This window comes from Roseomonas sp. CCTCC AB2023176, from assembly GCF_042259275.1.
Classification (GTDB): domain Bacteria; phylum Pseudomonadota; class Alphaproteobacteria; order Acetobacterales; family Acetobacteraceae; genus Roseomonas.
Window position 1 is genome coordinate 2,005,833 of record NZ_CP170086.1, and the last position, 25,903, is coordinate 2,031,735.

Annotated in this window: 25 protein-coding genes and 1 pseudogene; 19 read left to right on the top strand and 7 right to left on the bottom strand. The window is 71.8% G+C overall.

What is annotated here, in order from left to right; translation table 11 throughout:
- Positions 1 to 3: 3 nt before the first annotated feature.
- The 3 genes from ACE7GA_RS10095 (at position 4) to ACE7GA_RS10105 (ending at position 2,814) form a co-directional block, all read left to right on the top strand.
- Positions 4 to 972: a Bug family tripartite tricarboxylate transporter substrate binding protein gene (locus tag ACE7GA_RS10095; protein WP_376099015.1), complete on the top strand. Its 969-nt coding sequence runs from the start codon at positions 4 to 6 to the stop codon at positions 970 to 972.
- 91 nt (positions 973 to 1,063) lie between these two features.
- Positions 1,064 to 2,020: a Bug family tripartite tricarboxylate transporter substrate binding protein gene (locus tag ACE7GA_RS10100; RefSeq protein WP_376099017.1), complete on the top strand. Its 957-nt coding sequence runs from the start codon at positions 1,064 to 1,066 to the stop codon at positions 2,018 to 2,020.
- Positions 2,017 to 2,814 (top strand): metallophosphoesterase family protein, encoded by a 798-nt coding sequence (locus ACE7GA_RS10105; RefSeq protein ID WP_376099019.1) that lies wholly within the window; start codon positions 2,017 to 2,019, stop codon positions 2,812 to 2,814. Before ACE7GA_RS10100 ends, ACE7GA_RS10105 begins: the two co-directional genes overlap by 4 nt.
- On the opposite strand, the gene ACE7GA_RS10110 is transcribed toward ACE7GA_RS10105, so the two are convergent.
- Positions 2,802 to 4,922, bottom strand: coding sequence for a YjbH domain-containing protein (locus ACE7GA_RS10110; RefSeq protein ID WP_376099021.1), 2,121 nt, complete (start codon positions 4,920 to 4,922; stop codon positions 2,802 to 2,804). The two genes, ACE7GA_RS10105 and ACE7GA_RS10110, sit on opposite strands and share 13 nt — an antisense overlap.
- Before the next feature lie 243 nt (positions 4,923 to 5,165).
- Between ACE7GA_RS10110 and ACE7GA_RS10115 the strand changes: the two genes are divergently transcribed.
- The 3 genes and pseudogenes from ACE7GA_RS10115 (at position 5,166) to ACE7GA_RS10125 (ending at position 7,773) form a co-directional block, all read left to right on the top strand.
- Positions 5,166 to 7,058: a calcium-binding protein gene (locus ACE7GA_RS10115; protein ID WP_376099023.1), complete on the top strand. Its 1,893-nt coding sequence runs from the start codon at positions 5,166 to 5,168 to the stop codon at positions 7,056 to 7,058.
- Positions 7,059 to 7,117: 59 nt separating this feature from the next.
- Positions 7,118 to 7,345: pseudogene (locus ACE7GA_RS10120) on the top strand (DUF1028 domain-containing protein); the annotation flags it as partial.
- Positions 7,346 to 7,353: 8 nt separating this feature from the next.
- Complete coding sequence (locus tag ACE7GA_RS10125) at positions 7,354 to 7,773, top strand: DUF1028 domain-containing protein (protein ID WP_376099025.1); 420 nt, start codon at positions 7,354 to 7,356, stop codon at positions 7,771 to 7,773.
- 31 nt (positions 7,774 to 7,804) lie between these two features.
- On the opposite strand, the gene ACE7GA_RS10130 is transcribed toward ACE7GA_RS10125, so the two are convergent.
- Positions 7,805 to 8,203 (bottom strand): cupin domain-containing protein, encoded by a 399-nt coding sequence (locus ACE7GA_RS10130; RefSeq protein ID WP_376099027.1) that lies wholly within the window; start codon positions 8,201 to 8,203, stop codon positions 7,805 to 7,807.
- A gap of 489 nt (positions 8,204 to 8,692) precedes the next feature.
- On the opposite strand from ACE7GA_RS10130, the gene ACE7GA_RS10135 reads away from it, so the two are divergent.
- Complete coding sequence (locus ACE7GA_RS10135) at positions 8,693 to 9,379, top strand: tripartite tricarboxylate transporter substrate binding protein (RefSeq protein ID WP_376099029.1); 687 nt, start codon at positions 8,693 to 8,695, stop codon at positions 9,377 to 9,379.
- A 52-nt stretch (positions 9,380 to 9,431) separates the two neighbouring features.
- Positions 9,432 to 10,505, top strand: coding sequence for a P1 family peptidase (locus ACE7GA_RS10140; RefSeq protein WP_376099031.1), 1,074 nt, complete (start codon positions 9,432 to 9,434; stop codon positions 10,503 to 10,505).
- 246 nt (positions 10,506 to 10,751) lie between these two features.
- Here the strand turns inward: ACE7GA_RS10140 and ACE7GA_RS10145 are convergent, their stop codons facing one another.
- Positions 10,752 to 11,705, bottom strand: a complete 954-nt coding sequence (locus tag ACE7GA_RS10145) for a threonine/serine dehydratase (protein ID WP_376099033.1) — start codon at positions 11,703 to 11,705, stop codon at positions 10,752 to 10,754.
- A gap of 69 nt (positions 11,706 to 11,774) precedes the next feature.
- Between ACE7GA_RS10145 and ACE7GA_RS10150 the strand changes: the two genes are divergently transcribed.
- The 10 genes from ACE7GA_RS10150 to ACE7GA_RS10195 all read left to right on the top strand — a co-directional run bounded on the left by ACE7GA_RS10150 (position 11,775) and on the right by ACE7GA_RS10195 (position 20,815).
- Positions 11,775 to 12,113, top strand: coding sequence for a pentapeptide repeat-containing protein (locus ACE7GA_RS10150; RefSeq protein ID WP_376099035.1), 339 nt, complete (start codon positions 11,775 to 11,777; stop codon positions 12,111 to 12,113).
- 77 nt (positions 12,114 to 12,190) lie between these two features.
- A complete protein-coding gene (gene rapZ, locus ACE7GA_RS10155; protein ID WP_376099037.1) occupies positions 12,191 to 13,837 on the top strand; it encodes an RNase adapter RapZ in 1,647 nt (548 codons plus the stop codon).
- A 13-nt stretch (positions 13,838 to 13,850) separates the two neighbouring features.
- Positions 13,851 to 14,279 carry a PTS sugar transporter subunit IIA gene (locus ACE7GA_RS10160; protein ID WP_376099039.1) on the top strand — a complete coding sequence of 143 codons (429 nt, stop codon included), beginning with the start codon at positions 13,851 to 13,853 and terminating at the stop codon, positions 14,277 to 14,279.
- A gap of 44 nt (positions 14,280 to 14,323) precedes the next feature.
- On the top strand, positions 14,324 to 14,629 hold the full coding sequence (locus tag ACE7GA_RS10165; protein ID WP_376100203.1) for an HPr family phosphocarrier protein: 306 nt from the start codon (positions 14,324 to 14,326) through the stop codon (positions 14,627 to 14,629).
- A gap of 138 nt (positions 14,630 to 14,767) precedes the next feature.
- Positions 14,768 to 16,588 carry a phosphoenolpyruvate--protein phosphotransferase gene (gene ptsP / locus ACE7GA_RS10170; protein WP_376099041.1) on the top strand — a complete coding sequence of 607 codons (1,821 nt, stop codon included), beginning with the start codon at positions 14,768 to 14,770 and terminating at the stop codon, positions 16,586 to 16,588.
- 108 nt (positions 16,589 to 16,696) lie between these two features.
- On the top strand, positions 16,697 to 17,152 hold the full coding sequence (locus tag ACE7GA_RS10175) for a low affinity iron permease family protein (protein WP_376099043.1): 456 nt from the start codon (positions 16,697 to 16,699) through the stop codon (positions 17,150 to 17,152).
- A gap of 94 nt (positions 17,153 to 17,246) precedes the next feature.
- Complete coding sequence (ahcY, locus tag ACE7GA_RS10180; RefSeq protein WP_376100205.1) at positions 17,247 to 18,650, top strand: adenosylhomocysteinase; 1,404 nt, start codon at positions 17,247 to 17,249, stop codon at positions 18,648 to 18,650.
- 16 nt (positions 18,651 to 18,666) lie between these two features.
- Entirely contained in the window at positions 18,667 to 19,074 is a 408-nt protein-coding gene (locus tag ACE7GA_RS10185; protein WP_376099045.1) for a DUF4149 domain-containing protein, read from the top strand.
- 921 nt (positions 19,075 to 19,995) lie between these two features.
- Positions 19,996 to 20,187 (top strand): hypothetical protein, encoded by a 192-nt coding sequence (locus ACE7GA_RS10190; RefSeq protein ID WP_376099047.1) that lies wholly within the window; start codon positions 19,996 to 19,998, stop codon positions 20,185 to 20,187.
- A gap of 487 nt (positions 20,188 to 20,674) precedes the next feature.
- Positions 20,675 to 20,815, top strand: a complete 141-nt coding sequence (locus tag ACE7GA_RS10195; protein WP_376099049.1) for a hypothetical protein — start codon at positions 20,675 to 20,677, stop codon at positions 20,813 to 20,815.
- 6 nt (positions 20,816 to 20,821) lie between these two features.
- Here ACE7GA_RS10195 and ACE7GA_RS10200 read toward each other — a convergent pair whose 3' ends face one another.
- The 4 genes from ACE7GA_RS10200 to ACE7GA_RS10215 are packed head-to-tail and all read right to left on the bottom strand — an operon-like array spanning position 20,822 to position 24,670.
- Complete coding sequence (locus ACE7GA_RS10200) at positions 20,822 to 22,033, bottom strand: mandelate racemase/muconate lactonizing enzyme family protein (RefSeq protein WP_376099051.1); 1,212 nt, start codon at positions 22,031 to 22,033, stop codon at positions 20,822 to 20,824.
- Complete coding sequence (locus tag ACE7GA_RS10205) at positions 22,030 to 23,004, bottom strand: Bug family tripartite tricarboxylate transporter substrate binding protein (protein WP_376099053.1); 975 nt, start codon at positions 23,002 to 23,004, stop codon at positions 22,030 to 22,032. Before ACE7GA_RS10205 ends, ACE7GA_RS10200 begins: the two co-directional genes overlap by 4 nt.
- 5 nt (positions 23,005 to 23,009) lie before the next feature.
- Positions 23,010 to 23,990: a Bug family tripartite tricarboxylate transporter substrate binding protein gene (locus ACE7GA_RS10210; RefSeq protein WP_376099055.1), complete on the bottom strand. Its 981-nt coding sequence runs from the start codon at positions 23,988 to 23,990 to the stop codon at positions 23,010 to 23,012.
- A complete protein-coding gene (locus tag ACE7GA_RS10215) occupies positions 23,987 to 24,670 on the bottom strand; it encodes a GntR family transcriptional regulator (RefSeq protein WP_376099057.1) in 684 nt (227 codons plus the stop codon). The genes ACE7GA_RS10210 and ACE7GA_RS10215 overlap by 4 nt, the downstream gene beginning before the upstream one ends.
- Positions 24,671 to 24,724: 54 nt before the next feature.
- On the opposite strand from ACE7GA_RS10215, the gene ACE7GA_RS10220 reads away from it, so the two are divergent.
- The gene (locus tag ACE7GA_RS10220) at positions 24,725 to 25,573 is read left to right on the top strand and encodes an SMP-30/gluconolactonase/LRE family protein (protein WP_376099059.1); all 849 of its coding nucleotides are present in this window, start codon (positions 24,725 to 24,727) and stop codon (positions 25,571 to 25,573) included.
- Positions 25,574 to 25,903 lie beyond the last annotated feature (330 nt).

Below are 25,903 nucleotides of genomic sequence, written 5' to 3' on the forward strand. Positions count from 1 at the left end.
CGAATGATCACCCGCCGCACCGCCTTCACGTTGCCGATGCTGGCTGCGCCGTCCATCGTTCGTGCGCAGGCCTGGGCGCCGGCGCGCCCGATCCGCTTCGTCGTGCCGTTCCCGGCGGGGGGCGCGACGGACGTCGTCGCGCGCGTGCTGGCGGAGCGGATGTCGGAACGCCTCGGGCAGCCCGTCATCGTCGAGAACCGGACGGGGTCGGGCGGTAACATCGGCGTGGAGAACGTCGTGCGGTCCCCGGCGGACGGAACGGCGATTCTGATGGGCACGACGGGGACGCTGACGATCAACCAGCACCTTTACGCCAGCATGGGGTTCGACCCGGCGCGGGACCTGATGCCGGTGTCCATGGCCTTCGCGACGGATCACGTGCTGATCGTGAACCCGGCCGTGCCGGCCCGGACGGTGCAGGAGTTCCTGGCCTATGTCCGCGCCAATCCGGGGCGGGTGTCCTACGGCTCGGCGGGGGCGGGGTCGTCCACGCACATGGTGGCCGAGTTGTTCCGGCTGGCCGCGAACGTCGAGGTGACGCATGTGCCGTATCGCGGGTCGGCGCCGGCGCTCAACGACACCGTCGCGGGCAACGTGCAGTTCATGCTGGACCAGTTGCCCTCGGCGATCGGGCAGGTGCAGGGCGGGCGGGTGCGCGCGCTGGCGGTGACGGGGCCGCGTCGGTCGCGGCTGCTGCCGGACGTGCCGACGGTGGCCGAGATCGGGCTGCCGAACGCGGAGGCGACGTCCTGGGGTGCCGTGATGGCACCGGCGGGGACGCCCGCGCCGATCATCGAGCGGCTGAACGCGGTCATCGTCGAGGCGCTGGCGAACGGGCAGGTTCAGGAACGGCTGGCGGCGGCGGGGGCGGATGCGGTGTCGTCCACGCCGGCGGAGGTCGGGGAGCGGATGTCCCGGGAGATCGCGACCTGGGGGCGCGTGGTACGGGAGGCGCGGATCACCGTGAACTGACACGGCGGCTTTCACGCAGGCGACCCGCCTCCGTCACTGACTCGTCACGACGCCGCCTTAGCGACGGGCCGTCTCTCCGGACGGTCCGCCGATGCGAATCCTGCTCCTCGTCGCGATGCTGTTGCTGCCGCGCCTCGCCAGCGCCGAGCTGCCGGACCGGCCCGTCCGCGTCATCGTCCCGTTTCCGCCCGGCGGCTCGTCGGATTTCGTGACGCGCGTGGTGGTCGAGGGGATGGCGCCCTTCCTCCGCCGGGGCGCGGTGGTGGAGAACCGGGCCGGCGGGGCCAACGGCGCGGTCGGCATGGCCGAGGTCGCGCGGGGGCCGGTGGACGGCTCCGTCCTCGGCCATTGCTTCCTCGGGCACTGCGCGCTGGGTCCCGCGCTGACGCCCGACCTGCCCTACGACCTGCTACGCGACTTCGCGCCGGTCGCGCTCGTCGGCCATGCGATGAATCTCATGACGGTGCACAGGGACGTGCCGGCGGCGGATGTCGCGGCCTTCGTCGCGCTCGCCCGGACGCAGCCCGGGCGGCTGGCCTTCGCCTCCTCCGGCATCGGCTCGACGACGCATCTCGCGGCCGTCCTCCTCGCGGCGCGGACGGGGATCGAGCTGCTGCATGTTCCCTATCGCGGCGGTGGCCCGGCGCTGAACGACCACCTGGCGGGCCGCGTGGCGCTGTTCTTCAACCCGACCTCGGTGATGCTTCCCCATCTCGGCTCCGGCGCGCTCCGTGCCCTCGCGGTCACCGGCGCGGCGCGCGACCCCTCGCTGCCGGAAGTGCCGACGATGGCGGAAGCGGGCTTCCCGGACCTGGTGCTGGAGCCCTGGTATTCCTTCGTCGCGCCCGCCGGGACGCCGGCACCGGTGGTCGCCGCACTGAACGATGCGGTGAACCGCGCCCTCGCGACGCCGTCGGTGCGGGATCGGCTCGTCGCGGCGGGCGTGACGGTGACGCCTGGGACGCCGGAGGCCTATGCCGCCTTCCATCGGGCGGAGATCCTTCGCTGGGCCGCCTTCGTGCGGGAGCAGAACATCCGGGCCGAGTGAGCGCGGCCGTGCCGCTCGTCATCCAGGTGTCCGACACGCACCTCCGGCGCGGCGACGAGGCCGCGGACCTTGCCTTCGCGACGGCAGCGGGCTGGATCGCCCGGCGGCGTCCCGACCTCGTCGTGCACACCGGCGACATCGTGGGTGGCGCGGTGGACGAGGAGGCGGACCACGCCCATGCCGCCGCGCTGCTGCGCGCCCTGCCCTGCCCCGTTCGCTGCATCCCCGGCAACCACGACGTGGGCGACGGCCCGCCGCGGCCGCCGAGCGTCACGGCCGAACGCGTCGCGCGCTTCGAGGCCTTCTACGGCCCGGCGCAATGGCACACGTTGCTCGATGGCTGGACGCTCGTCGGCGCGGACGCCATGCGCTGCGAGACCGGGCTGGACGAGGCACTGGTCTGGGAGGAGGTCGCGCTCGCGGCCCTGGCGCCGCGCGCCATCCTGTTCCTGCACAAGGCGCCGTTCCTGCTGGATCCCGCGGCGGACGGCACCGCGACGCGCGCGACGCTCCCGGCGGCGTCCCGCCTGCGGCTGGCGGAGGAGTTGTCAGGTTTCCGGGGCATCGTCGCCTGCGGCCATCGGCACGAGTTCCGGCTGTTCCATCGTGGGGGCGCCACGGTCGTCTGGGCGCCCGCGGTCGCGCCGCTGCTGGCCGAGGCCAACCCGCCCGCGGCGCCGCTGCCCGCCTTCCCCGGCCTCATCGAGTACGACCTGCGCGGGGAGACGGCCATCATCCGGCACGTGCCGCTCGACGCCGCGCGGATCGCGATCGCCGCCGATCAGCGCGCGTAGCCCCCGATCCCCCGCCGCACCGCGTCAACCCGCCCGTCGCGCGTCACCTCCCACAGCGGGTTGTCCACGGCCAGGCGTTGCCCGCCATCGCGCTGCACCGGGCGGATGAGGGCGGTGCCGACGCCGCGCGTCGTGCCGCCGAAGAGATCGAGGGGGATGCGGACGTAGATGCCCTTGTCGAAGGAACCTTCGCCGAAGCGGCGGAAGGGGACGTTGGTGAGGGTGGCGAAGCCGCCGACCTCGATGCCGGAATCGAAGCGGCGGCCCAGTTCGAGCGTGCCGCCCCAGTCGCCGGCGAGGTAGCGTCCCGCGCGCACCACGGCGTAGAGGTTCCAGACCGGCAGGTCGGCGTAGAGCGAGAGGTGGCCGGTCGCGACGGAGTAGCGGCGGAAGCCGACCAGGCCGTCGAACTCGCGCTGGCGGACCCAGTTGAGATCGAGGCCGACGGCGAAGAAGCTGTCGTGCGGACGCCACAGGACCTCGGCGGAGACGCCGCCGAACATCGGTTCGAGCAGGCCGACGGTGCCGCGGGCGAAGAAGTCGGGCGCGATGTTCCAGATACGCTCGGCGTAGAGGCCGGGGATCGAGGTTTTGCCGTCCCGTGCGTAGCGGGCGTAGTCGCTGCGGACGCGGGGCAACTGGCTGTCGGAGGGCAGGCCGCGGTCGAGGTTGCCGAAGGCGACCTGCTGCACGGCGCCGGCCACCGCCCAGCCGCCGTCGAAGGACAGGCGCGCGCCGGCGGCGCCGGCGGCCTGGTAGCGCGCGGTGCGGGACGGGTCGCCGAGTTGCAGGTTCAGGCGAGGCTCCAGGACCCAGTCGAGGCGGGGACCCGGGTTCTCCACGCTGCCGATCCAGAGGTTGCCGGTGGCGGGCGAGAGGGTCGTCGCGGACCAGGCTTCCTCGACGCTCGCGGCGGAGGCGGCGACGGCCTCGAGGTCGCGGCGCGGGACAGCGAGGCTGCCGATCTCGGCACCCGCGCTCCACCAGGAAACGCGGAGCATCTCGACGCCGGGCGGGAGGGTCGCGTTGACGGCGCGGAGCACGCGGGAGGCGACCTGGGGAAGCGTGCGGAAGCCGCCCTCGGCGACGGCGATGCGGGATTCGGCGTCGGTCTCGGCGTAGGCGATGGCGCGGAAGCCCGCGGCCTCGACGGCCCGGAACACCGCCGTTGCGCGGTCGGATTCCGTCGCGTCGGCGGGGAGCGCGGGGTAAGTGCCGGCGCGCCGGGGCATGGCGGGGGCGGGGCGCAGGGGCGGCGCGGCGGGCGGGTTCGCGGGGTCCATCCGGAACGCCACGCGGAAGAGGAGGTCGGTGCCGTTCACGAGGGCGATGCCGGCATCCACGTGTTCCCCGGACCATTGGAGGCCGGCGTTGAGGCGGCTGGCAGCTTCGCCGCGTAAGGGGCCGCGGCGGACGGGGTAGCCGCCGCGCTCGTCGCGCAGGCGGTCGCCGGAGAATTCGAGTTTGGCGCGGAGGCCTTCGACGTCGCCCCAGGGGGTGGGGACGGGCGGGACGGACCATTCGACGCCGCCAAAGAGGGCGACGTCGCGGCCGCGGAAGAAGTCGAGCCGCAGCGTGCCGCCCCGGCCGACGTCGCGCGGGCGGACAGCGAAGCGATCGCCGAAATGGGTCAGCGGGTTGTCGAAGTCGCGATAGGTGCCGAGGCGGCCGAAGCCCGCGCCGAGCGTGAAGTCGAAGTCGTGCCAGCGGCGGGACGCCACGACGTATTCGCCGCCGTAGATGCCGGTGCCGATCAGGTCCTGCAGGCCGATGGCGACGGCGGGGGTCCAGGGCCCTTCCTCGATCAGGCGGACCTTCACGTCGAAGGAGCGGTCGGTCGTGGTGCCACTTCCGGTCGTGGCGTTGAGCCGTTCGGAGAGGCGGAAGGTCGCCTCCAGCCAGGGCAGGGCCTGGAAGTTGATCCAGTAGAAGCGGCGCTGGCGACGAACGGAGCCGCCGGCCTCCAGCGTGCCGTCGGGCTGGAAGCGGGCGTTGCGCATCTCCAGCAGGCCGGCGCCGCCGAAGTCGCCGGCGGAGGGCGCCTGCTCCTGCGCCATGGCCGCGTGGGTGAGCAGCAACAGGCAAAGGGCGGCCAGGACGACCCGCAACCGAGCCTCCCGCCCGCTCTCGATTTCGTGAGGTCTCCGTGACGCAACCGGGGGTGGTGGTCAAGTCGCGATCTGCCCGGGCCGGCTGCCATGACGATCCGCCCCATGGCCGATGCAGCGTTCCTTCAGCGGAATTTCCCTTGAGGGGCTCTGCCTGCCCTCGACATCCTTTCGGGCCGACGATGGGGCATGCGCAACGTCCCGGAGCGCTCCACGATCGGTCGGAACCGGAAGGACGAAGCCATGGCGAGCAAGGTCGTGACCACCACCGAGCAAGCCGCCGTCACGCTGGGCAACAGCGAGACGCTGTTCGTCACGACCACGGGTACCCTGTATCGAGAGTCCGGAACGCCGGTCATGGCAAACGGCACGAACATCACCATCCTCAACCTCGGGTCCATCGTGGCGATGGGTGATTCGACAGCCGCCGTGGGGGGCGGACAAAGCGGCCTGCTCACGAACCACGGAACGATCATCGGCGCCGGTGTGGCGGTTTCGATCGGACCGCTCGACGACCTCGACATCGTCAACACCGGCGTCCTGTCCGGGGAAACCGGGATCATCATCTCGAACGGCGCTGCCCCTGGCTCGATCAGCAATGACGGGACGATCACCGGTGCGACCGGCATCTTCGTGGACCGCGTCGTGGCGATCGTGAACACGGGGACGATCAGCGGCACCGCCACCGGCATCGCCGGCACGGCGAACGGCCAACTGACGTTGGACAATGGCGGGACGGTCTCGGGCGCGGACAGCGCGATCGGCGGCACCGGCCAGGCGGATACCGTGAACAACCTGGGACGCATCCTCGGGAAGGTCAGCCTGCTGCTCGGCAACGACCTCTACGACGGTGGCTCGGGCACCGTGAGCGGCGTGGTGGATGGCGGCGCTGGAGACGACACGCTCGTCGGCGGAAGCGGCGGCGAAAGGATGGCGGGCGGCGCCGGCCTCGACATGCTGCGCGGTGGCGGCGGCGACGATCGCCTGGCGGATGAGGCGGACGGCGCGACCCTCGACGGCGGCGCCGGGAACGACACGCTCAACGGCAGTGCGGCGGCGGACGTGCTGCTCGGCGGCGACGGGGACGACATCGTCGCCGGGGCTGGCGGCGGCGATCGTCTGGATGGCGGCGCGGGCTTCGACCTCGTCTCCTTCGCCGGCGTCACCCTTGGCGGCCTCCTCGCGCCCGTCGCCGTGGACCTGCAGAACGAAGCGGGCAACCTCGGTCCCGCGGTGGATGCGATCCTCGACCGTTTCGAAGGCGTGATCGGGACGGATCTCGGCGACACGCTCTTCGGGGATGCGAACGCGAACGACCTTCGGGGCGGCGACGGGAATGACGTGCTGGACGGGCGCAAGGGCGCGGACACGCTGCGCGGCGGCGCCGGCGACGATACGATGTCCGTGGACAGCGCCCTCGACCGGATCGTCGAGGGCGCCCTGGGCGGCACGGACACGGTGATCGCCTCCGTCACCTACCGCCTGGGCGGGAATGCCGAGGTGGAGTTCCTGCAGACGAGCGACGCGGCGGGGACGGCGGCGATCAACCTGACGGGATCTTCCACCGCCAACGCGATCACCGGCAACGCGGGCGCCAACCGGATCAACGGCCTGTCCGGAAACGACACGCTGGAAGGGCTGGGCGGCAACGACGTGCTGTCGGGCGGGACCCTATTCGACATGCTGCGCGGCGGCGACGGCGACGACGTCCTGTTCGGTGACGAGGGTGGGGACACCCTGGAAGGCGGCGACGGCAACGACCGGCTGACAGGCGGGGCCGCGAGGGATTTCATGACCGGCGGCGCGGGGCTCGATACCTTCACGCTGGATACGCCGTTCTCCTTCTACACGCCGGTGGACGTGATCACCGACTTCAACTCGGTGGATGACCGGATCCTGCTGACGTCGGAACTCGTGCCGGGCATGGCACTGGGGAACATCGGGGCCGCAGCCTTCATCGCGGCGTCCAGCGTCACCTACACGACGGAAAGCCAGCGCATCCTCTACAACACGTCGAACGGCTACCTGTACTACGACGCGGATGGGAGCGGCGCGGCCAGCACGGCCCGCTCCATCGGCCTGCTCCAGAACATCCCGGCCACCGTCACCGCGAATGACTTCACGGTCATCGCGTAGCGGCCGCGGGTAAAGCGTGGCCTGGACAGGCATCCGGCCGGGTCGCAGCATCGGGGGGCATGACCTACTCCCTCCTCGGCCGCTGCGCCCGCACCGGGCAGTTCGGCGCGGTCGCCGCGACCTCGAACATCGGGGTGGGGGCGCGGGTGCAGCACATCGCGGCGGGCGCGGGGGCGGTGCTGACGCAGCACCGGACGGACCCTCGGCTCGGGCCGCGCGGGGTGGGGCTGCTGCGCTCCGGGTGTTCGGCGGGGGAGACGGTGGAGGCGCTGGTGGCGTCCACGCCGCATCACGGGTGGCGGCAGTTGGCGGCGATCGACGCCCAGGGAAGGACGGCGCATTTCCACGGGGCGCGGGTGAAGCCGGCGCATGGGCACGCGCACGGGCAGACTGTGTCGCGATCGGGAACATCCTGGTGGATGACGGCGTGCCGGCGGCGATGGTCGCGGCCTTCCTGCGCAACCCCGCGGCGCCGCTGGCGGAACGGTTGCTGGACGCCCTGCAAGCGGGGGAGGATGCGGGCGGGGAGCACGGGCCGGTGCTGTCGGCCGTGATCGAGGTGCATGGCACGCACGACTTCCCGCTGGTGGACCTGCGGGTGGACCGGGCGGAGGAGCCGATCGGCGTGCTGTCGGCGCTCTACCGGGACTATGCGCCGAGCATCGAGGAGTTCGTGCTGCGGGCAACGGATCCGGACCGCGCCCGGGGCGGGTGACGCCCCGGGCCGGCGGGGCTCAGTGGGGGCCTCAGTGGATCGGGTCGAGGAACGGGGTGCCGGGGTCGCCGACGTAGAAGATGACGAGCCGGATCGGCTCGGAGGCGCTGCGGTTGTGGCCGGTCATGCGGACGTTGGGCGGCTCGACGAAGGACTGGCCCGCGCGGACGGCGATGGGCGGGCGGCCCTCCATCTCCAGCGTGAAGGTGCCTTCGAGCATGTACACGGTCACGGGGAAGCGGTGGGTGTGGAACACCGTGCTCTGCCCCGGCGCGATGTTCGCGGTGAGGACCTGGATCTCCTGTCGCTCGCCCCGCGGCATGCCCTCGACGGTTTCGCGCAGCACCGGGTCGGGCCTGGCGGGTTGCGCCGCGGCCGGCGCGGCGGCCCAGGCGAGGAGGAGTGATCCGGCGAGGATCATGGTGCGCATCGGCGATTCTCCCGTGTGGCCCGTGCCGTTCCGGCGGGATCGCCGGGTCGCATCACCGCCTCGCCCGGCAGCCTAGACCTCCCGATGGCGTGGACGCGCGGAAAATCGCGGTGGCGCCGTGGCGTGGGGCGGGTGGTGACGGCACCATCGGCTGAAGGGGCGGCCCCGGCGGCCGCCCGAAGAAGCCGTTCGGAGGAGCCATGACGATCCCCACCACCGTTCCGCGCCGTGCCGCGATGGCGGCCGCCGCCACGTTCTTCGCCGCGCCGTCCCGCGCGCAAGCCCCGCGGCAGCACTTCGCCAGCCTCAACGTCTTCGTGCCGGCCAATCCCGGCGGGGGTGGGATGGGCTGGGGCGGGCGGTCGAGTACGCGGCGAAGGCGGCGGGCCTCGTCGGCACCTTCCAGTTCGAGAATGTCGGCGGTGCCGGCGGCACGGTCGGGCTGCCGCGGTTCCTCAACACGCGCCGTGGGCGGGGGACGCGCTGCTCGTGTCCGGCGCGGCGATGGTGGGGGCGACGATCACCAACCGGACGCCGGTGACGCTGGGCGACACGATCCCGATCGCGCGGCTGACGGACGAGTCCGCGGTCATCGTCGTACCGGCGGACAGTCCATACCGCACCATCGCGGACTTCGTCGCCGCGCTGCGGGCGGATGCGCGGGCGGTGCCGGTCTCGGGCGGCGGGGTCGGGACGACGGATCACGTCGCTTTCGCCCTGCTGCTGCGGGCGATCGGCAAGTCGGCGCGGGACGCGTCCTTCGTGGCCTTCCCTGGCGGCGGGCAGGCGCAATCGGCGGTGATCGGCGGACAGGTCCGCGCGGGGATCGCCGGCTGGGCCGAGTTCTCCGAACAGGTGCGCGCGGGGCGCGTGCGGGCGTTGGCGACGACCGGCGAGCGGCGCGCGTCGCCCGACGTGCCGACGCTGCGGGAGAGCGGGTTCGACGTGGTCTCGACCAACTGGCGGGGGCTCTTCGCCGCGCCGGGCATCAACGCGCCGGCCCGCGCGGCGCTTGTGGAGTTCGTGACGGCGCTGCACGGGAGCGAGGCCTGGCGCGGGCTGCTGGCGGAGCGCGGTTGGGACGATGCCTTCCTCACCGGTGCGGAGTTCGACGCCTTCCTGGCCCGTGATCGCGCGGATACCGAGACGGTGCTGAAGGACCTCGGGCTCGCTTGAACCGGGGTGTCGGGGACGCCTACCGTCCCCGCGACCGGAACGGGGGCAGGCCATGGACCGACGACTCTTCACCACCGGCGCCGCGCTCGGCGTCGCGGGCGCGGCGATGAGCACGGCGGGGGCGCAGCCCGCCGCGCCCGCGCGCCTTCTCGGCGGCGCGATCACCGACGTCGCGGGGATCAGGGTCGGGCACTTCACGCATGACCGGCGTCCCACGGGCTGCACGGTCATCTTGACCGAGGACGGCGCCACCGCGGGCGTGGACGTGCGCGGCGCGGCGCCGGGAACGCGGGAGACGAACCTGCTCGATCCCGGGAACCTCGTGGAGCGGGTGCACGCGGTGATGCTGTCGGGCGGGTCGGCCTTCGGACTGGACGCGGCGACAGGCGTCATGCGGTGGCTGGAGGAGAAGGGGATCGGGTATCCGGCCGGGCCGGCGCGCGTGCCGATCGTGCCGGCGGCGATCCTGTTCGACCTGCCGATGGGGGATCATCGCATCCGTCCCGACGCGGCGTCGGGCTACGCGGCGTGCCAGGCGGCCTCGGCGAATGCGCCGGAGGAAGGGTCGGTCGGGGCAGGCGCGGGCGCGACGGTGGGCAAGTTGTTCGGGCTGGCGCGGGCGATGAAGGGCGGGATCGGCACGGCCTCCGCGAAGGTCGGCAACGTCACGGTCGGCGCGATCGTTGCGGTGAACGCGGTGGGCGACGTGATCGATCCCGCGACGGGGCAGGTCGTCGCCGGTGCGCGGACCGCGCCGGACGCGACGGGCTTCGTGCGGGCCACCGACGCGATCCTCGCGGGCGACCTGCCGCAGAACCTGCGGGCGGGGATGGCGACGACCATCGGCGTCGTCGCGACGGACGCGACGCTGACGAAGGCGCAGTGTGGGCGTCTCGCGACCGCCGCGCATGACGGGCTGGCGCGCGCGATCGACCCGATCCACACGATGGTGGACGGCGACACGATCTTCGCGGTGGCGACGGGGAAGAACCCGCTGACGGGCAACATGCTCGCGCTGCAGGCCATCGTGCCGCGCGTGGTGGAGTCCGCGATCCTGCGCGCGGTCGGGAACGCCCGCGCGGTGCGCGGTGAGGGCGTGCCGGCCGTGCCGGCGCTGGTGGGGTGAGGGGCGGGTGGCCCCGGAGGAACGCTCTGCCTTCCTCCGGACCTCCATCCGCCAGGGGACTTGTCCCCTGGACCCCACTCTATTGGCGCCCTTGGTGATGGGGGTCTCGCACGCGGCGCAAGCCCCCGTGCGAGACCCCCATCACCAAGGGCATCTCCCGAATAGATCGAGGTGCAGGAGGCGAGCCCCCTGGCGGGCGGGAGGTTTGGAGGGATGGCAAAGCCCTCCCTCCAAGGCCGCTTCCCCCTACACCACCGACGCCGGGTCGCAGTTCCCGCCGCAGACCAGCACGCCGACGCGCGAGCCCTCCGGCGGCGTCCAGGCGCCGCAGAGGAGAGCGGCCAGCGCCGTCGCGCCGCCGGGTTCGGCGACGATGCGGGCGGCCTGCCAAAGGCGGCGCTGGGCGTCGCGGATGGCCTCGTCGGGGACGAGCACGGCGGCGTGCACGAAATCGCGGGCCAGTTCGAACATCAGGCCACCGACACGACGCGCGCCAAGGCTGTCGGCCGCAACGCCGCCGACGCGGGCGTCCACGGGCTGCCCGGCCTGGAGGGCGTCGTGCAGGGCGGGACAGCCCTCGGGTTCCACGCTGACGATCCGCGCGTCGCCGCGGGCCCAGGCCGCCATGCCGCCGATCAGCCCACCGCCGCCCGTCGCGACCAGCAGGTGCGTGACCTCCGGCGCATCCTCGAGGAATTCCTTCGCGACCGTCCCCTGGCCCGCGAGGGTTTCGGCCTGGTCGTAGGCATGGACGGAGAGGGCGTTCGTCTCGGCCTGGCGCTCGACCATCGCGGCGAGTGCCTCGACGTAGGTGGCGCCGCCCTGGACGACCGTCGCGCCGATGTCCCGGATCAGGGCGACCTTCGCGGGGGAAGAGATGGCGGGGACGAAGATCTCGGCGCGGAGGCCGAGGGCGGTCGCGGCGTGCGCGACGGCGGCGCCGTGGTTGCCGCCGGACGCCGCGGTGACGAGCTCCGCACCCTCGGGCCGTTGCAGCAGGGCGTTGAAGGCACCGCGGGCCTTGAAGGAGCCGCTGACCTGCGTCTGTTCCAGCTTCAGGATCACGTCGCAGGGCGTGCCGAGCGCGGCCGCGGGCAGGCGCAGGACCGGCGTGCGGCGGACATGGGGTGCGATCCGCGCGGCGGCGGCGGAGATCTCGGGACGGTCGATCATGTCGCGGGACTGCCCCAGCGGCGCCACCTCCGCAAGCGTGCTTTGCGAAGCGGCGTTGGCGGTCCAGGATCGGGTTGCGATCCTGGGGGACTCCGCATGAGGCTCGATGGCCAGCGCGAACGGATCGAGGCGCACAACAGCGACCTCTCCGGTTCCGCCTTCGACGACGTCAATCTCGCGGGCACCACGATAGTGAACGCGAACCTCGCGGGTTGGCGGTTGCGGAAGGTGAACTTCGCGGGCGCGCGGATCGAGGACTCGAACCTCGCGGGCTGGCACCTGGACGCCGTGAACCTCGCGGGGCTGAAGGTCACGAACGCTAACCTCACGGGCGCGGCCATCGTCGATGCGCGGATGGAGGGGATGACCATCGAAGGCATCCCCGTCGCGGAGCTGCTGGCGGCGTGGCGGGAGCGGGCCGGCGCTCCGGCCTGACCGCGGCGCTTCCGCCCGGACTCTGTTTTTGGCATCGTCGCGCCGGCCGGGACCGGCCGGGGGAACAACACGCAACCATGCTGCAACACGGCAGCGTTGCCGCGCGGGACGGCGAGGGCGTGCTCCTGCTGGGGCCGTCCGGCGCCGGGAAGTCCGATCTCCTGATCCGCCTGCTGGATTCGGGATGGACACTCGTCACCGACGATCAGGTGCTGCTGCGGGACGGCGGCGGACGGCTGCTCGCGGCGGCGCCGGAGCGGTTGCGCGGGACGGTCGAGGTGCGGGGGATCGGGCTGCTCACGGGTTTCCCGACCGCCGCCGAGGTTCCGCTGTGCCTCGCCGTGGACTGCGCGGCGCGGGCCGAGGTGCCCCGCCTCCCTTCCCCCGCTGCTTCGAGGCCCTGGGCTGCGCCGTCCCGCGGATCGCCCTGCACGCGACCGACGCCTCGGCACCCCGGCGGGTCGCGCTCGCGCTCGACGTGCTCGCCGGGCGCCTGGCCTGCACCGCCGGCGCGCTGGAGCCCGCGGCGTGATGGGCCGGGTCGGGGGCGTGGGCCGTCCGGCGGCGCCCCGAGCATGACCGACGACACCGCCGAGGATGGCCGCGCCGCGGCCGATCGTCGCGTCGCGGACCGGCGCCGGGCGCCCGAACCGTTCGAACCTCCGGGCAGCGACAGGGCCCCGACCCGACGCGCCATGGTCGTCACCGGCCTGTCCGGCGCGGGCAAGGCGAGCGTGCTTCGTGTGCTGGAGGATTTGGGGCACGAGACGGTGGACAACCCGCCGCTCTCGGTCCTCGCGGACCTCTTTTCCGAGGCGGGCGACGCGCCGCTGGCGCTGGGGATCGACGCGCGGAGCCGGGGCTTGGACGCGGCGCTGCTCGTCTCCGGCCTCGACGCCATCCGGGCCCGGGGAGCGGGGGTGGAGATCGTCTTCGTCACGGCGGATGAGGACGTGCTGCTGCGGCGCTATTCCGAAACGCGGCGGCGGCACCCCTTGGCGCCGGGCGGGGCGCTCGGAAACAACGTCGCGGACGGGATCGCGCGGGAGGAGGAGCTGCTGGCCCCGCTGCGGGCGGCGGCGGACCTGCTGATCGATACGTCCAGCCTGGCAGTGCCGGACCTGCGGCGGATCATCGAGCGGCGCTACGGCGCCGATGCGCCGCCGCTCTCGGTCGCCGTGATGTCCTTCGGCTATCCGAAGGGCCTGCCGCGGGAGGCGGACCTGGTGCTCGACCTGCGCTTCCTGCGAAATCCGCATTACGAGCAGGAGCTGCGTCCCATGACGGGGCGGGACGCGCCGATCGCCGCCTACGTGACGGCCGACCCGGCCTGGGAGCCGTTCTGGCGGCACATGACGGCCCTGCTGGACCCGCTCTTGCCCGCCTATGCGGCGGGGGGCAAGAAGTACCTCACCGTGGCGCTGGGCTGCACGGGCGGGAAGCACCGATCCGTGCTGACGGCCGAGCGGTTGGCGCGACACCTGGTCGCAGGGGGATGGCCGGTGGACCTGATCCACCGGGAGCTGTCCCTGCGCGAGAGCCTGAAACCCCCCTCGTCCGCCCCCCTCGCTTCCGGGTCCGGCGGCGCCTATATGACCCGTACTGGCATGCCCCAAGATGCTCCCGGCGGAACGCCGGACCTGTCCGGCCCCGAACCGGACCCTCTCCCAGCCCGGACCACGACGCCCGCCCCGGCGCCGCGTGCGCCGCTGACTTCGCGATGACCGGCACTCCGCGATGATCGGTCTCGTCCTTGTGACCCACGGCCGTCTGGCCGAGGAGATGCGGCTGGCGATGGAGCACGTCGTCGGGCCGCAGCAGGCGGTCGAGACGGTCTGCATCGGGCCGGATGACGACCTGGAGGGGGCGCGGGCCCATATCCGGGACGCCGTGGCGCATGTGGACCGCGGCGACGGGGTGGCGGTGTTGACGGACATGTTCGGCGGCACGCCCGCGAACCTCGCGGCCTCCATGCAGGACGTCTGCCAAGGACATGCGGTCGAGGTCGTGGCGGGAATCTCCCTGCCGTTGCTCGTGAAGCTCGCGCGCCTGCGCGGGTCCGAGCCGCTGGCGGACGCGGTGGACCGGGCGGTAACGGCCGGTCGGCGTTACATGGCGACGACGTCCGAGTTGAAGGACGCGACCCTCAACGGAGTGAAGCGCTGATGGACGGTTCCCTGGAGACCTCGCCGAGCCTCTCGGGGCGGAGCATGTCCGGCGATTGTCCCCCGCCGGAGTCCTCGGCCGTGGTGCTGCGCCGGAGCGTGACGATCCCGAACTGCCGCGGGCTGCACGCGCGCGCCGCGGCGAAGCTGGTGACCCTGGCCGAGAAGCATTGCGCTTGCCTGTCCGTCACGCATGACGGTCAGACGGTGCCGGCGCGGTCCATCATGGGGCTCATGCTGCTCGGCGCCGGGAAGGGCGCCACGGTGCTGCTCGAGGCCGAGGGCTGGGACGCGCGCGAGGCGCTGGACGAGGTCGCGGCGCTGATCCAGGCCGGCTTCGGCGAGGATTGATCCGGACCGTCGCGCACCGCACGGCCAGCAGGGGGAGGGAGCGATGAAGTCCGACGCGCCGTCCCCGAAGGCGCCCGACGCGAAGGGGGCGACGGGAAGGGACCCGACGGCAAGGGGGCGGAGGCGCGCGCGGCGGACGTGCGGGCTGCGGCCGCCGAGGCAAAGTCCGCCGAGCGCCGCAAGCGGCCGCGGGAACTGACGATCAAGGGCATCCCCGTTTCCCCCGGCGTCGCCATCGGCGCGATCTGGGACAGCGAGGGGCAGCCCGCTGCGCCGCCGCGCCGGAGCATTACCGCCGAGGCGGTGGAGGCGGAGCGCGTGCGGCTCGGCGCTGCGGTCGCCACGTCGCGCAAGCAGGTTTCGAAGTTGAAGGCGCGCCTGGCGGTGTTGCCGGAGGAGGCGCAGGAGGAACTCGAGCCGCTGCTCGACGCCTACGCGCTGATGCTGACGGATTCGCGGCTGATCCGCGGCGCGCGGAAGCGGATCGAGACGGAGTTGCTGTCGGCCGAGACGGCGGTGCTGGATGAGGCCGACGCGATCGCGGAACTGATCCTCGCGGCGCGGGACGACGACAAGGCGGGGCTGCGGCGCCGCGCCGGCGAGGTGCGGGAGATCGCGCGGCGGCTGACGCGGAACCTGACGGAATCGGGTTTCCGGTCCTTCAAGGACGTGCCGGCGGGCGCGATCCTCGTCGCGGAGGAGATGACGCCGGCGGATGCGGCGCTGCTCGATCCCGGGCGGATCGCGGGGGTCGCGACGGAGGAAGGCGGGGCAGACGGTCATACGGCCATCTTGCTGCGCGCCCTGGGCATCCCGAGCGTCCTCGCCCTGCCTGGGCTGACGAGCGCGGTGGGGCGCGGCGACACGGCGGTGCTGGACGGCGCCGCCGGGACGATCGTGCTGCGGCCCGGGGAGGCCGCGATCGCGGCCGGGCGCGACGCCATCGTGGCCTATGCGAAGGAGCGGACGCGTCTCGGAAAACTGCGGCGCCTGCCGGCGGTCACGACGGACGGGGAGGAGATGGAGCTCCAGGCCAACCTGGAGATCCCCGCCGAGCTGCCGCTGATCGCCCAGGCCGGGGCGCAGGGGATCGGGCTGCTGCGCACCGAGTTCCTGTTCATGAACCGCCGCACGCTTCCGGACGAGGACGCGCACCACATCGCCTACCGCCAGATCGTCGAGGCGATGGACGGCGCGGGCACGACGATCCGCGTGCTGGACTGGGGCGGCGAGAAGGACATGGAGGCGCTGGCGGAGGGGGAGGAACCCTTCCATGCCGGGCCGAACCCCGCCCTTGGCCTGCGCGGCATCCGGATGCTGCTGCGGCGGCCCGAGCTGCTGGACGTGCAGTTCGCGGCGATCCTGCGCTGCGCTCATCTCGGGCCCATCCGCGTGCTGCTGCCGATGGTGACGATCCCCGAGGAGGTGCGCGCGGCGCGCGAGATCTACGACCGCGTCGCGAAGCGGCTTCGGCGCCGCGGGGACCGGCTGCCCGACAAGCTGCCGGCACTCGGCGCCATGATCGAGACGCCGGGGGCGGCGCTGGCGGCGGATGCCATCGCGCTGGAAGCCGATTTCTTCGCGATCGGGACGAATGATCTCGCGATGTACACGCTGGCGGTGGACCGGGCTGAGGCGGATGTCGCGCACCTCTACGACCCGCTGCATCCCGCCGTGCTGCGGCTGATCCAATTCGCGACGGAGGCCGCATTGCGGCTGCGGATGCCAGTGTCCGTCTGCGGGGAGATGGCGGGGAACGCGAAGTTCGTGCCACTGCTGCTGGGGCTGGGCATCCGGTCGCTGTCGATGTCGGCGGCCTCCATCCCGCGGGTGAAGCAGATGGTGCGGACGCTGAACGTGGACGACTGCGCGCGCCTGGCGCGGCGGGTGATGGAGCAGAGCGATCCGAAGCGGATCGCCGAGCTGGTCGAGGCCTTCGTGCCGGGGGAGCGGTCATGATATCCGACCGTACTGCTCGGGAAACGAGATGACGGAGACTTAACCCAGGTTAGCGCAACGCTCGCGCCCCTGCCTCCGTTTTCGTTGCGGCAGTTGAGCGAACGACCCATGTCCGAGGATTCCCACCGCGTTCCGTCGGCCTTCACGCGCACCTTCAACAAGGCCGCGAACTGGGTGTCGCATGCGACGGGAAAGCCGGTCACCTTCATGCTTTGCGTCGCCATGGTCCTGGCCTGGGCGCTGAGCGGACCGTTCTTCGGGTTTTCCGAGAACTGGCAGCTCGTGATCAACACGGGGACGACGATCGTGACGTTCCTGATGGTGTTCCTGATCCAGAACACGCAGAACCGGGACGGGGCGGCGATCCAGGCGAAGCTGGACGAGCTGATCCGCACTTCCGCGGCGGCGAACGCCTATATCGGAATCGAAAGGCTGACGGAGGAGGAGCTTCAGGAGATCCGGGACCGCTGCGAGGCCCGGGCCAACCTGTCCCAGGCTGCGGACTGCGCGGAGGAGAAGGCGAACCGGCGGGCCGCGCGGGCGGCGGAGCGGGCCACGACATAAGGATATCCTTATGTCTGTGTGATTGATCTTGGCGCCCCGGGTGAGCCGTGCTACCGGCGGCGGCCTTTCCGGAGACCCGCCCGTGCCTGACGCCCTGCCCTTGAAGACCGACTACGTCGTTCGCGACCTTTCCCTTGCCGCCTGGGGCCGCAAGGAGATCGCGATGGCCCAGGACGAGATGCCCGGCCTCATGGCCGTGCGCGCGGAATACGGGCCGTCCCAGCCGCTGAAGGGCGCGCGGATCGCGGGCTGCCTGCACATGACGATCCAGACGGCGGTGCTGATCGAGACGCTGCAGGCGCTCGGCGCCGATGTCCGCTGGTCGTCGTGCAACATCTTCTCGACGCAGGACCATGCCGCCGCCGCCATCGCGCAGACCGGCACGCCGGTCTTCGCGGTGAAGGGCGAGACGCTGCCAGAATACTGGGAATACGTCCGCCGCACGCTGGAATGGGCGGATGGCGGTGAGCCGAACGTGCTGCTGGACGATGGTGGCGACATGACGATGCTTGTCCACCACGGCCTGCGGGCGGAGCAGGGCGACACGGCCTTCCTCAAGACCGCCTCGAACGAGGAGGAGGAGGTTTTCTACGCCCTCATCGAGGACACGCTGAAGAAGAAGCCCGGCTGGTTCCGGCGCCTCGCCGATTCCATCAAGGGCGTGTCGGAGGAGACGACGACGGGCGTGCACCGCCTCTACGTCATGGCGAAGGAGGGGCGGCTGCTCTTCCCCGCGATCAACGTGAATGACTCCGTGACGAAGTCGAAGTTCGACAACCTCTACGGCTGCCGCGAGTCGCTGGTGGACGCGATCCGCCGCGGCACCGACGTGATGATGGCCGGCAAGGTCGCGATGGTCTGCGGCTTCGGCGACGTGGGCAAGGGCTCCGCCGCGTCGCTGCGCAACGCGGGCTGCCGGGTGATGGTGTCGGAGGTCGATCCGATCTGCGCGCTGCAGGCGGCGATGGAGGGTTACCAGGTCGTCACGATGGAGCAGGCGGCGCCGCAGGCCGACATCTTCGTCACCGCCACCGGCAACCTCGACGTCATCACGCTCGAGCACATGCGGGCGATGAAGCACCGCGCGATCGTGTGCAACATCGGGCACTTCGACAGCGAGATCCAGGTGTCGTCCCTGCGCAACTACAAGTGGGACAACGTGAAGCCGCAGGTGGACGAGATCGAGTTCCCCGACGGCAAGCGCCTGATCCTGCTGTCCGAGGGGCGGCTGGTGAATCTGGGGAACGCCACGGGGCATCCGTCCTTCGTCATGTCCGCATCCTTCACGAACCAGACGCTGGCGCAGATCGAGCTGTGGACCAACGGCAAGGCCTACGGGAACCAGGTCTATACGCTGCCGAAGCACCTCGATGAGAAGGTGGCGACGCTGCATCTGGCGAAGGTCGGCGCGACGCTGACGACGCTGAACGCGGCGCAGGCCGCCTATATCGGCGTGCCGCCTGCGGGTCCCTTCAAGGCCGAGCAGTACCGCTACTGATGGTGGAGCCCCTTTGATGGAAACGGTCGCCCTTCTCGCGACCGCCCTCCTCCTCGGGGGCATGGTTTACTTCGCGGCGGGCCTCGCGCCCGTCGTGTTCGCGCACCTTCCGGGGAGCGTCTCCGGGCCGTTCATCCGAAAGGTGTTCCCAGTGTACTACCTCTACGTCCTCGCGACCTCGGCGGTTGCGGGGCTGGCGCTGCTCTTCGTGCGTTGGCCCGATGCGGCGGCGATGCTGGTCGTCGCGGCGGTGACCGTGTGGCTGCGGCAAGGGCTGATGCGGCAGATCAACCGCTGGTCCGACGCGGCGCAGGCGGGGGACGCGGAGGCTCGGGTGCGGTTCAACCAGGGGCACCGCGGGTCGGTCATCGTGAACGTCGTGCAGATGGTCGTCGCGGTGGTGGTGCTGGCGCGCTTCGTTTGACGTGACGGAACGCGTTGCCTTTGGATTGCTGGTGCTGATCCTGGGTATCGCCTGCCTCGTCGCGACTTGGCGACGCCGACACTGGGTTTCGCGACCGGCCACAGTGGTCGGCCAGAGCCCGGACGACATGTCGGTGAGCGTGTACATCGGGGGAGGCGGGCTACCCCGACTTCGCGACCCCCAGGTGGGGTGGCGAGCACCTGCCAGGCCTCGGCACAACCATCCAGGTCAGTCACCCGCCGGGGAGGCCGGGCGCTCTGAGCGCCGGTGCCGAATCCGTCAAGGGCGGCATCTTCGTCGCGTTGTGCCCCATCGGCATCGCCGTAAGCCTCCTTGTTTTGGACGGCTGACAGCAGGACATCCCCGCCGGTGATGGAACGGAACACGCGCGGGTCTATGCTCAACCGGCCATGCGTGCTCACGATGCCCTCGCGAGCCTCGCCAGTGTCCCGTTCCGCGACCCGATCACGGGCAATTTCCAGCGCGCGGCGCTGGAGTCGGGGCAGGTGCCCGATGCCGACTGGCCGCACCTCCATCGCGCCCTGACCGAGGCGCCGATCGAAATGATCGCCTCCGTCGTCTTCGAAACCCCGGCCCGCCCCGCGATGCCCTCGTCGGGCGACTGGCGGAGGTGGCGCCCACCGTCGGTGCGTCCCCGAGGATCAGCCGCTGGCTGCGTGGCTGACGCTGTTCGAAGCCGCGCTCCGCATCATCGCGGAGGCCGAGGGGCTAACCGGCGGCAGGCTGGGCTGGACCTTCGGCGGCGGAACCATGTTGTACGGCCGGTTCAGGCATCGGCCGAGCAAGGACATCGTCATCTTCTTGACGGACCCGCAGGTCCTCGGTGCCCTCTCCCCGCGGCTCAAACCGGAGGCAGCGTGACGGGCCGACCCGGCGTCCTAAGTCGCGCAGTCGAATTTCGTGAATATTGTCCTGCCGGAGGGTGAGATCAACTTCATCGTTGCCTCTCGCCTGACGAAGCCGCATGCACTCCCCGAGGTCGTCGCGGACCCTCCCGTCATGGTCGAGATGCCGCTCGAGATCCTGGCGAAGAAGGTCTTCTACCGCGCCAAGGACTTCACGCCCGCGACGTCTTCGATCTCTCCTTCCTGATCGAGGCGGGGGAGGCGGAAGGGCTGCTGCGGGAGCCCGCGATGTTCGCGCCGAAGCTGGCCGTCATCCTCGAACGGCTTCGGACTCAAGCCGATCTGCTCGGCCGTTCCTTGGCGGCGGTGGAGGGGGAGTCCTGCCGGTCGACGTTCGCATGATGCTTGGAGGTGATCACGGGCTTCGTCCAGCAGGGGCGTCAGGACCGGATGGCCTGCTGCGCGGCGTCGGTTCTCGGGAGTAGTCTGCCGGCGTCGTGTCGCCCCCGGAGGAGGCGTGCAAACGCCGGGGCCTCCTGGAGATCCGGGGCTGATCCACGCTTCCCTCACCGTAGGGTTCCTCGCCGTCCTTCTGACGGCCGGCGTGCTGTCTCACCGTGCCGCGTCCCGGGAAGCTGTGACAGGCACTTCCGTGAATGACGGGACGATGAACGGCGTGTAATCTCTGGGCTGCCCGGCTGCATTCCGGGCAGCGTCAGCTCCGGGAGGTCACCATGCCGTCCACCGCCCCGCGCAGCGCCGTGACTCCGCCTTCGACACGGTCCCGGACCGCCTTCTTCGTCGCAGTCGCAATCACCGCGGCCTTCGTCGTCCTGGAATACGCCTTCGACTGGCCGATCCACCTCGCCCGTTGAGGGGCCTCAGCCCCGGCCCGTCCGCAAGGCGACCTGGCGGGCGTGGCGGGGCTGGGCGTAGAGCGTCGCGCCTTCCGTGCCGGCGGGCCAGCCGCCGCTGGGCAGGCCGACGTTCCGCTCGGAGGGGTGGGCGGTGACGAAGGCCTCGTCGATGTCCACGCCGAGGCCGGGGCCGTCGGGGACCATCAGGTAGCCGTCGCGGAGCTCGGGCATGGCGGTCACGGTCTGCGCGCGGCCCGGCCAGTCCGGGTCCATCTTCTCCTGGATCAGCGCGTTCGGGATGGCGGCGAGCAGGTGGAGGGAGGCGAACTCCGCCACGGGGCCGAGCGAGCCGGCATGGGGGGCGATGGTGCAGAAGCGGGCCTCCGCCACCGTCGCGATCTTCCGCAGGCCGGTGATGCCACCGGCGCGTCCCGTATCGGGCTGCGCGACGTCGATCAGGCCCTCTGAGAACAGGGGCGCGATGTCCCACAGGCCGCCGTGGCGTTCGCCGGAGGCGAGCGGGACGTCCACCTTGCGGCGGAAGTTCCGGTAGCCCTCGATGTCCTCGGGTGCCACCGGTTCCTCGACGAAGAGCGGGGCGAGGGGTTCGAGGGCCTTCGCATAGGCGATGGCGTCGGCGGCCTGCAGCCAGGGCGGGCCGTGCAGGTCCACCATCAGGTCAACGTCGGCGCCGACGGCGTCGCGGATGGCGTGGGCCTTCTCGACCGGGTTCTTCACGCCGCCGGTCTTGATCGCGGTGTAGCCGCGGGCAACGGCGTCGCGCGCTGCTTCGGGCGTCGAGGCATGGGCGTAGGCGCGAACGCGGTCCCGCACCCGGCCGCCAAGCAGCTGCCAGACGGGCACGCCCAGCGCCTTCCCCTTGATGTCCCACAGCGCCATGTCGATCGCGCCGATCGCGCCCTGTCCCACGACGCCGCTGTTGCCGTGGCCCATCATGGCGACGTGCATCTTCTGCCACAGGCGTTCGATGTCGAAGGCGTCCTCGCCGATGACGACGTGGGCCATGTCCTCGACGGCGGTGCGGACGACGCGGGGCCAGCCGCTGCCCTCGCCGACCCCGCTGATGCCGGCATCCGTGTCCACCTTCACGAAAAGCCAGTTGCGGGTCTTCGTCGTGATGCTCGTCTTCACCTCGCCCCAGGCGGAGGCGCCGAGGGGACCGGCCTGCATGAGGAAGGTGCGGATGCCCGTGATGCGGGGGCTGCTGGCGTTCATTGGATGGAGATTCCCGCTTCACGGATGACCGCGGACCAGCGGTCGAGTTCGGAGAGGTAGAAGGCCTGGAAGGTGGCGGGGTCGGGGCTCGTCACCGGTTCCATGGCGTTGCGGCGGAGGGCGTCGCTGACCGCCGGACTTTGCACCGCGCGGGTGAGGGCGGCGTGCAGCGCGGTGACGATCGGCTCCGGCGTGCCGTTGCGGACCATGAGTCCGTGCCAGGACTGGAACATCAGTTCTGGCCCGTAGCCGGCGGAGGCGACGGTCGGGACCTCCGGCAGGGCAGGGATGGGCTTGTCCTGCAACGTGACGAGGATGCGGAGCTGGCCGGCCTGCGACATCTCGATGTGGTAGGGGGCCATGGGCTCGAACATCGCGGCGGTGTCGCCGGCGATGAGGGCCTGCACGGCGGGGGCGCCGCCGCGGAAGACGACATGCGTGAAGTTCACGCCCGTGGCCTTCGCGAGGAGGGCGACGCCGAGATGCGACGACGTGCCGACGCCGCCGGAGCCGAAGGGCAGTTCGGTGCGGCGGCCCGCTTCGACGAGTTGCTGGAGGTTGGTGTAGCCGGAGCGCGTGCCGGTGATGAGGATGACCGGCAGCGCGTCGATCTGGCCGAGCATGCGGAGGTCGGTACGCGGGTCGTAGCCCATGTTCATCATCGCGGGATTGGTCGCGAGGTTGATCCCCGCGAAGCCCAGCGTGTGGCCGTCCGGCGGGGCGCGCAGCATGGCCTGTGTCGCGAGGTTTCCGCCGGCGCCGGGGCGGTTGTCCACGGTGATGGTCTGGCCGAGCATCGGGCCGAGTTCGCGCGCGACGAGGCGGGCGACGTAGTCGATGCTGCCGCCCGGCGCGAAGCCGACGATGAGCGTCATGGGCCGCGTAAAGGCGGCCTGGGCCCGCGCGACGGCGGGCGCGGCGAGGACGGCGGCAAGCACGGTGCGGCGGCCGGGGAGGACGCGCGGGGTCATGCGCGCTACTCCGGCCGGATGCCGGCGGTGCGGATGACCTCGGTCCACCGGCGCATCTCCGAGATGTAGAACGACTGGAAGGCGGCGGGGCTGGCGCTGCCGGCGGCTTCCACGCCGACTTCGTTGAAGCGGCGGACCAGGTCGGGGGTGCGGAGCGTCGTCTGCGTCGCGGCGTGCAGGGCTTCGACGACCGGCGCCGGCGTTCCGGCGCGGACGAAGAGGCCCTGCCAGGAGCGGAACTGTACGTCGGGGCCGAGGCCGAATTCCGACACGGCGGGCACGTCGGGGAGCGCCGCTTCGCGCGTGTCCTGCAGCACCGTCAGTATCCGGATCTGGCCCTGCTGCGCGGCGGGGATGTGATAGGACGCGGCGATGTCCACCATTGCGTCGCAGTCGCCGGACAGCACGGCCTGGAAGGCCGGCGCGCCGCCGCGGAACAGCACGGGCTGGTAGCGCCCGCCCGCGGCGCGGATCAGCTTCTCCGGCCCGATGAAGGAGGAGGTACCGTAGCCGCCGCAGGCGATCAGCGGGCCGTCGTCCCGCTTCGATCGTTCGACCAACTCGGGCAGCGTGCGGATGCCGGATTTCGCGGAAGCGAAGACGCGGACCGGGACGGCGGTGATCTGGCTGACCATCTGAAGGTCCGTCGCGGGGTCGTAGCCCAGGCGCGCGATCAGTGCGGGGTTCACCGCGAGCTGCAGCCCGGCGAGGCCGATGGTCGCGCCGTCGGCCGGGGAGGAGGTGACGGCCTGCGTCGCGAGGTTGCCGGAGGCGCCGGTGCGGTTCTCGATGACGACCTGCTGGCCGAGGAGGTGGGACATCTCCATGCCCACGACGCGCGCGGCGAAGTCGGCGGAGCCGCCGGCCGCGAAGCCGACGATCAGGCGCATGGGCTTATCGGGGCGCCAGCCGCTTCCCTGCGCGCGTGCCGCCATGGGCAGCAGGGCGGGCAGCGCGAGGGCAGCCCGCCGGGTGATCCCGGTCATGTATCGTTTCCTTCCCTTGCCTTCTCGTCGTTCAGTCGCGCGATGAGGTCGCGCTTGGCCGCCATGGCGTGCGCGAAGGCCGCGGCGGCGGCGCCCTCCGCGTCCCGGGCCGCGATCGCGTGCAGGATCGCGCCGTGCTGTTCGGCGGCCTCCTCCATGCGGTTCGGGCCGAAACCCAGGCGTAGGCGCGCGGTGTTCACGAAAGCCGAGCGCGCGCGATAGACGGCGCTGGCCTGGGCGTTGCCGGCACCGAGCTCGATCGCCTCGTGGAAGGTGTCGTTGTGGCGGATGGCGGCCTCGGCATCCCCGCGGCGGGCGGCGTCCCGGTAGCCCGCATCGGCCTCGGTCAGGATGGCCAGCACCTCTGGCGCCGCGCGTTCCGCCGTGCGGCGGGCGAGGAGGGATTGGAGGGCGCCGCGAAGGTCGTAAAGGCCTTCCAGCATCGCTGCGTCGAGGATCGGGACGACGGCACCGCGGTGCTGTCGCATCTCGACCAGGCCCTCGCCCTCCAGCCCCAAAAGGGCTTCCCGGACGGGTGAGATCGAGACGCGGTAGCGGCCGGCGAGGGCGGACAGGGTTCGATGCTCACCGGGCTGCCACCCACCATCCAGGATCTCGGCCCGCAGGACGTCCCGCATCCGGGCATAGGCGGGGGTGGATGGACTCGCGTCTGGCGGCATGATGCCGTGCAGGGTGACGAAGGATTTTATAAAATGCAAGATGTGAAGACCCGAGTGCTGCCGACCCCCCATGCGAAGGTCGGCGAATCTCCCGTCTGGGACGCCCGGGCCGGCGTGCTTTGGTGGGTGGACATCCCCGCCCCCGCACTGCACCGCACGAACCCCGCGACGAACGAGACGCGGACCTGGCCCTTGCCGGAAGCCTGCGGCTCCATCGCGCTGACGCGGGGGGACCACATCGTGCTGGCCCTGCGCTCCGGCCTGCACCGCTTCCACCCGGAGAGCGGGGAGGTCACCTTCATCGTGAACCCGGAGCCGGACCGGCCGATGAACCGGCTGAACGACGGCAAGGTCTCGCCGGAGGGGCGCTTCGTCGTGGGCTCCATGAACGACCAGCCGGACAAGACGATGACCGGCGGGCTGCACGTGCTGCACCCCAACGGGACGGCGGAGCGGCTTCTCGACGCGCTGATCGTCTCGAACGGGCTGGCCTGGGGGCCGGACGGGCGGACGGTGTGGCATTCCGACAGCCGGGGCGGGGTGATCTGGATCGGCGACTGGGACCGGCGCGTCGGCGCGGTGACGAACCGGCGCCTGGTCGCGACCGTGTCGGAGGCGCAGGGGCGCCCGGACGGCGCGGCCTGCGACGTGGAGGGCGGGTACTGGTCGGCTGGGGTCTCCGCGGGCGTGCTGAACCGGTGGCTGCCGGACGGGACGCTGGACCGGGTGGTGCCGCTGCCCGTGAAGTGGCCGACCATGCCGTGCTTCGCCGGGCCGGGGCTGCGGACCTGCTACGTGACCAGCCTTATTCGCGATCCGACCCAGGCCGGGCCGGATGACGGGCGCATCGTCGAGGTTGACCTGGGCGTCGCGGGCGTGCCCGTCGCGCGCTACGCGGGATGACCGGACGATCCGACCGTCTGGACGGGCACGGGCCTGCCCGCGCGACGACCTGCGCCGCGTCCTGGCGTCGTCGAGCCCGCGCAGGGTGCAAGGCGGGCACCTGCGGGCTGCCGCGCGCGGCCCTCGCTGCGCCGGGCACCCCGGGGGACGCGGCCCGCGGTCCGGTCGGTCGCCGCCGGCGACGGCCGTGCGCACGCCGCGACCGCATCGAGCGCCCCGACGATCCGGGACGGGTGTGGCGCGCACGCCAAGGACTTAGGCTATAAACCTTGCATCGGGCGTGAACCGGGGGGTCGCGTCCGCCCAGGGGACTTCAGGGGGGATCTAGAG

What these genes read in the sequence shown, in the direction of transcription:
- ACE7GA_RS10095 (WP_376099015.1), top strand. Translation starts at nt 4, where the DNA reads ATGATCACCCGCCGCACCGCCTTCACGTTGCCGATGCTGGCTGCGCCG.
- ACE7GA_RS10100 (WP_376099017.1), top strand. Translation starts at nt 1,064, where the DNA reads ATGCGAATCCTGCTCCTCGTCGCGATGCTGTTGCTGCCGCGCCTCGCC.
- ACE7GA_RS10115 (WP_376099023.1), top strand. Translation starts at nt 5,166, where the DNA reads ATGGCGAGCAAGGTCGTGACCACCACCGAGCAAGCCGCCGTCACGCTG.
- ACE7GA_RS10130 (WP_376099027.1), bottom strand. Translation starts at nt 8,203, where the DNA reads ATGCGCACCATGATCCTCGCCGGATCACTCCTCCTCGCCTGGGCCGCC.
- ACE7GA_RS10140 (WP_376099031.1), top strand. Translation starts at nt 9,432, where the DNA reads ATGGACCGACGACTCTTCACCACCGGCGCCGCGCTCGGCGTCGCGGGC.
- ACE7GA_RS10150 (WP_376099035.1), top strand. Translation starts at nt 11,775, where the DNA reads ATGAGGCTCGATGGCCAGCGCGAACGGATCGAGGCGCACAACAGCGAC.
- rapZ (WP_376099037.1), top strand. Translation starts at nt 12,191, where the DNA reads ATGCTGCAACACGGCAGCGTTGCCGCGCGGGACGGCGAGGGCGTGCTC.
- ACE7GA_RS10160 (WP_376099039.1), top strand. Translation starts at nt 13,851, where the DNA reads ATGATCGGTCTCGTCCTTGTGACCCACGGCCGTCTGGCCGAGGAGATG.
- ACE7GA_RS10165 (WP_376100203.1), top strand. Translation starts at nt 14,324, where the DNA reads ATGTCCGGCGATTGTCCCCCGCCGGAGTCCTCGGCCGTGGTGCTGCGC.
- ACE7GA_RS10175 (WP_376099043.1), top strand. Translation starts at nt 16,697, where the DNA reads ATGTCCGAGGATTCCCACCGCGTTCCGTCGGCCTTCACGCGCACCTTC.
- ACE7GA_RS10185 (WP_376099045.1), top strand. Translation starts at nt 18,667, where the DNA reads ATGGAAACGGTCGCCCTTCTCGCGACCGCCCTCCTCCTCGGGGGCATG.
- ACE7GA_RS10195 (WP_376099049.1), top strand. Translation starts at nt 20,675, where the DNA reads ATGCCGTCCACCGCCCCGCGCAGCGCCGTGACTCCGCCTTCGACACGG.
- ACE7GA_RS10200 (WP_376099051.1), bottom strand. Translation starts at nt 22,033, where the DNA reads ATGAACGCCAGCAGCCCCCGCATCACGGGCATCCGCACCTTCCTCATG.
- ACE7GA_RS10205 (WP_376099053.1), bottom strand. Translation starts at nt 23,004, where the DNA reads ATGACCCCGCGCGTCCTCCCCGGCCGCCGCACCGTGCTTGCCGCCGTC.
- ACE7GA_RS10210 (WP_376099055.1), bottom strand. Translation starts at nt 23,990, where the DNA reads ATGACCGGGATCACCCGGCGGGCTGCCCTCGCGCTGCCCGCCCTGCTG.
- ACE7GA_RS10215 (WP_376099057.1), bottom strand. Translation starts at nt 24,670, where the DNA reads ATGCCGCCAGACGCGAGTCCATCCACCCCCGCCTATGCCCGGATGCGG.